3 protein-coding genes are annotated in these 4030 nt (G+C 59.9%); 2 read left to right on the plus strand and 1 reads right to left on the minus strand.

The window, feature by feature from the left end; translation table 11 throughout:
* Positions 1-160 precede the first annotated feature (160 nt).
* Positions 161-892, minus strand: a complete 732-nt coding sequence (locus PQR02_RS39780) for a GntR family transcriptional regulator (protein ID WP_408243283.1) — start codon at positions 890-892, stop codon at positions 161-163.
* Between the two features lie 162 nt (positions 893-1054).
* Between PQR02_RS39780 and PQR02_RS39785 the strand changes: the two genes are divergently transcribed.
* Both PQR02_RS39785 and PQR02_RS39790 read left to right on the plus strand, forming a co-directional pair.
* Positions 1055-2425 carry a class-II fumarase/aspartase family protein gene (locus tag PQR02_RS39785; protein WP_408243284.1) on the plus strand — a complete coding sequence of 457 codons (1371 nt, stop codon included), beginning with the start codon at positions 1055-1057 and terminating at the stop codon, positions 2423-2425.
* A 25-nt stretch (positions 2426-2450) separates the two neighbouring features.
* On the plus strand, positions 2451-3866 hold the full coding sequence (locus PQR02_RS39790) for a cation:dicarboxylate symporter family transporter (RefSeq protein WP_408243285.1): 1416 nt from the start codon (positions 2451-2453) through the stop codon (positions 3864-3866).
* Positions 3867-4030 lie beyond the last annotated feature (164 nt).

Consider the following 4030-nt stretch of genomic DNA (forward strand, 5'->3'; position numbering starts at 1 on the left):
TGAACTGCCCTTCATGAATACATTTCCACGGTCAGCAATGAGATTCTTAGCGGTCATCGAGCGGCGATTGCGTTAAGCGTTACTGTCAATAGAGTTTGAAACGGAACAACCAATTGGCCGCAAACTTGGTCGATTGGTCCACTTGCAACCCCTGCAACGGCTAAGCGTCGGAGCGCTTCAATCGCATCGAAACCGAAAAGCGTTCAGCCGGATGGACGCTGACCGACACCTCAAAGGTTTCCCCCGCGGCGTCAAGGTAACGCCGCACAATCTCAAGCGCCGCAGTCCCCCTCTCGACTTTCAACCTTTCCGCCATCTCCTGCGAAATCAGCGCGGCGTGCACGTCCTGCTGGATCTCCGCGATGCAGCGACCATAACGCGCTTCGATTAACGAACTGATAAGCGCATCCGGTTGAGCTCGGGCAGCCTCTGCGACTTCCGTATAAGCCGGGTCGATATACACGTCGGTCCAACCGACCGGCGGACTCTCTCTGTCGCCGTCGATGCGCAGGCTCGAAACGCGCAGCCATCGCGCACCATCTGCACATTTCAGAGTCTTGGCGAGCTTGCCGCTTGCGCGGATCTCCTCCGTCGATTGCACCAGACGCAAGTGCTCGGAGCCGAACTGCACGAGATCGTCCACCGATGCTAGCGACGGCCGAAACTCGTTCTTCGGTTGCGCCGATTCGACGCGCGTTCCGGCGTTCTTGCGCCGCGACACGAACCCCAACTGCTGCAATTCATGCAGCGCTGCGCGAACCGTATGCCGGCTCGTCTGATAGTGGTCGCGCAGTTCAAGTTCGGTGGGTAAATACGAGCCGACCGGATAGCGGCCGGACGCGATGCCCTCAGTCAAGTCGCGAGCGATGTCAGCGAAGTGCGGTCTGTTCATTTTTGGGTGGCGATGCAGTCAATTTATCAGGGGCTAGGGTAAATCATAGCTTGCTCAACATGTCCGAACATATTAATTTGATTATGTCCGGACATATCGTTGATTTTCGCGAATCGTCCCGGCCCTTTTTAAACCGGTTTCCTGCACTTCCAAGAGGTCGTCATGACGAGTCGCACTATCCCTATGGCCAGCACTGTGGTCGATTCAATCCTGTTTCGAGACGCCTTCGGCACGGCAAAGATGCGTGCGCTGTTCTCCGATTACGCGCTCGTGCAGCGCTATATCGACGTGGAAGTGGCGCTGGCCAGGGCTGAAGCGCGCGTCGGCGTGATTCCGGCCGACGCGGCGGAAGTGATCGCCCGTCAATCGACGATCGAGCGGATCGATTTCGATCACATGCGCGAGGAGACAGACATCGTGGGTTATCCGATTCTGCCGCTGGTTCACCAACTCGTCGGCATGTGCGGCGACGCGGGCCGCTACGTGCATTGGGGCGCGACGACACAGGACATCATGGATACGGCGGTCTCGCTGCAGGTGCGCGATGCGCTCGATGCAATCGACAGCGACATACGCGAACTGCGCACGATTCTGGTCGATCTTGCAAAGGAACACCGCGATACGCCGATGGCGGGCCGCACACACTTGCAGCAGGCGCTGCCCGTCACCTTCGGCTACAAGGTCGCGATCTGGCTGGCCATGTTCGACCGGCATCAGCAACGCCTCGCAGAGCTGCGGCCGAGGGCGGCCGTCGTCGAATTCGCAGGGGCCGCGGGCACGCTGGCCTCGCTCGGCGACAAGGGTTTCGAAGTTCAGAAGGCGCTCGCCGATGAGCTGAAACTTGGCGTACCCGCAACCACGTGGCACGTGGCGCGCGATGGTTTCGCCGAAGCGGTCAACCTGCTCGCACTCGTGACTGGCTCACTCGGCAAGATCGCGCTCGACATCATGATCATGGCGTCGACGGAGTTCGCGGAAGTGTACGAGCCGTTCGTCAAGGGGCGCGGAGCCAGCAGCACCATGCCCCAAAAGCGCAATCCGATTTCCAGCGAACTGATGCTTGCCGCAGCGAAAGCGGTGCGTCAGCACGCGGGGCTGATGGTCGACGCGATGATCCAGGATTTCGAGCGCGCCACGGGCCCATGGCACGCGGAATGGATCGCGATTCCCGAGAGCTTCATCCTTTCCGCTGGTGCGTTGCATCAGGCGAAGTTCGCGCTCGGGGGATTGATCGTCGACACCGAACGCATGAAACACAACCTGGGTATCACCAGGGGGTTGATCGTCGCAGAGGCGGTCATGATGGAAATGGCGCCGTTCACCGGCCGCCAGCAGGCTCACGATATCGTCTACGACGCTTGCCGTACCGTGAACGAGAAAGGCGGCACGCTCGCCGAAGCGCTAGCGGCCCTGCCCGAAGTCACCACGCATTTCGACCGCCCGGCGATTGATCGCATGACCGATCCAGCCAACTATCTCGGCCTCGCGCCGCAAATGGTTGATCGCGCCGTCGAATTGTCCAGCGGCATCTGAGTGAAGACGTGGAGGAGCACACATCATGAGCAACGATATCGCATCGAACGAAACGCCGGACGTCCCGCCGCCCAGAAGGCTTCCGTGGTACCGCAAGCTGGGCATGCAGGTTCTGGTCGGGCTGATTCTCGGGATTGCCGTCGGTCTGATTTTCCCGAGGGTTGGTGGACAGCTTAAGGTACTGGGCGACATCTTCCTGTCGCTTATCAAGGCTGGAGTTGCGCCGCTGGTGTTTCTCACCATCGTGCATGGCATCGCGTCGGCTGGTGACGTCAAGAGCGCGGGCCGCGTGGGATGGCGCTCGATCGTCTATTTCGAAGTGGTATCGACCATTGCCTTGATGGTCGGCTTGCTGGCCGGCAACCTGCTGCAAACCGGAAAAGGCATGACGGCCGTCGCCGTCGGAGCGGCACCGCCGGTGGTTGCAAAGATGGAGTCGCACGGCTTCGTCGCGTTTGTCATGCACATCGTGCCGGACAACTTTATCGGCGCCTTCGTGAAGGGAGAACTGCTGCAGGTGGTGGTGCTGGCTGTGATGGTCGGTATTGGGATACTCGCGATTCCTGAACGCCGCCGCGTCAGGATCAACGAGGGACTCGATCTTGTTTCCGAAGTCCTGTTCTCGTTCATCAACCTGGTGATGAAGCTGGCGCCGCTCGGCACCTTCGGCGCTGTCGCTTATTCGGTGGGTAGCAACGGCACTGCTGTGCTCATTGCGCTTGCCCAGCTCGTTTTCAGTTTCTATGCGGTCGTGATCCTGTTCATCGTCGTGGTCATGGGGATCATCGCGAAGCTGGCCGGATTTAGTCTGTGGCGCTTCCTGCGCTATATCAAGGACGAGATTTTCATCGTGCTGGGTACCGCGTCGTCCGAGAGCGCGCTGCCGCGCCTTCTGATCAAACTCGAGCGGCTTGGCTGCGCGAAGCAGACGGTCGGGCTCGTGCTTCCTACGGGATATGCGTTCAACCTTGATGGGACGTCCCTGTTCATGTCGATGGGCGTGCTGTTCATTGCTCACGCGTATGGCGTGCCAATTACGCTGCAGCATCAGGTGGGCCTACTCCTGTTGATGCTGCTGACCTCCAAGGGTGCGGCCACGGTGTCAGGCGGATCGTTTGTGGTGTTTGCTGCGACGGTCACGTCGACCGGCATCCTGCCCGTTGAAGGGGTCGCGGTGATCTTCGGTGTGTACCGTTTCATGTCAATGGCGATCGCGACCTGCAACACGATCGGCAACAGCCTCGCTACGGTCGTGATTGCAAAGTGGTCGCATACGTTCGATGCGCAGGTTGCCCAGCGTCATTTTTATCCGGAGCGTTACCCGGCCACAGCACAAGCCGACGAAAGTCTTGCTGACGGAAACTTGCTCCCCGAGGACACGAGCGACGCGAATCCGCACCCGAGCGGCATCCCTATGAAAAATGCGGGCACAGTGCGATGATCTGTTCCGCTAGGCCTCCGGCGCCCCGGTGGAGGCCTGGCGCTTCAGCGCCGTATCAGTGGCTGCCGGACTGTCGCTGATGTAGGCTGCGATCGTCCGAAATGGCCAGGCATAGCGGACGCGCGAACGTCCGATTCACCAAACCGGTGAATGACAGCTCCTGG

Source organism: Paraburkholderia sediminicola (genome assembly GCF_046026895.1).
Lineage (GTDB): Bacteria > Pseudomonadota > Gammaproteobacteria > Burkholderiales > Burkholderiaceae > Paraburkholderia > Paraburkholderia sediminicola_C.

Coding starts and splice junctions, on each gene's coding strand:
- PQR02_RS39780 (WP_408243283.1), bottom strand. CDS start 892: ATGAACAGACCGCACTTCGCTGACATCGCTCGCGACTTGACTGAGGGC.
- PQR02_RS39785 (WP_408243284.1), top strand. CDS start 1,055: ATGACGAGTCGCACTATCCCTATGGCCAGCACTGTGGTCGATTCAATC.
- PQR02_RS39790 (WP_408243285.1), top strand. CDS start 2,451: ATGAGCAACGATATCGCATCGAACGAAACGCCGGACGTCCCGCCGCCC.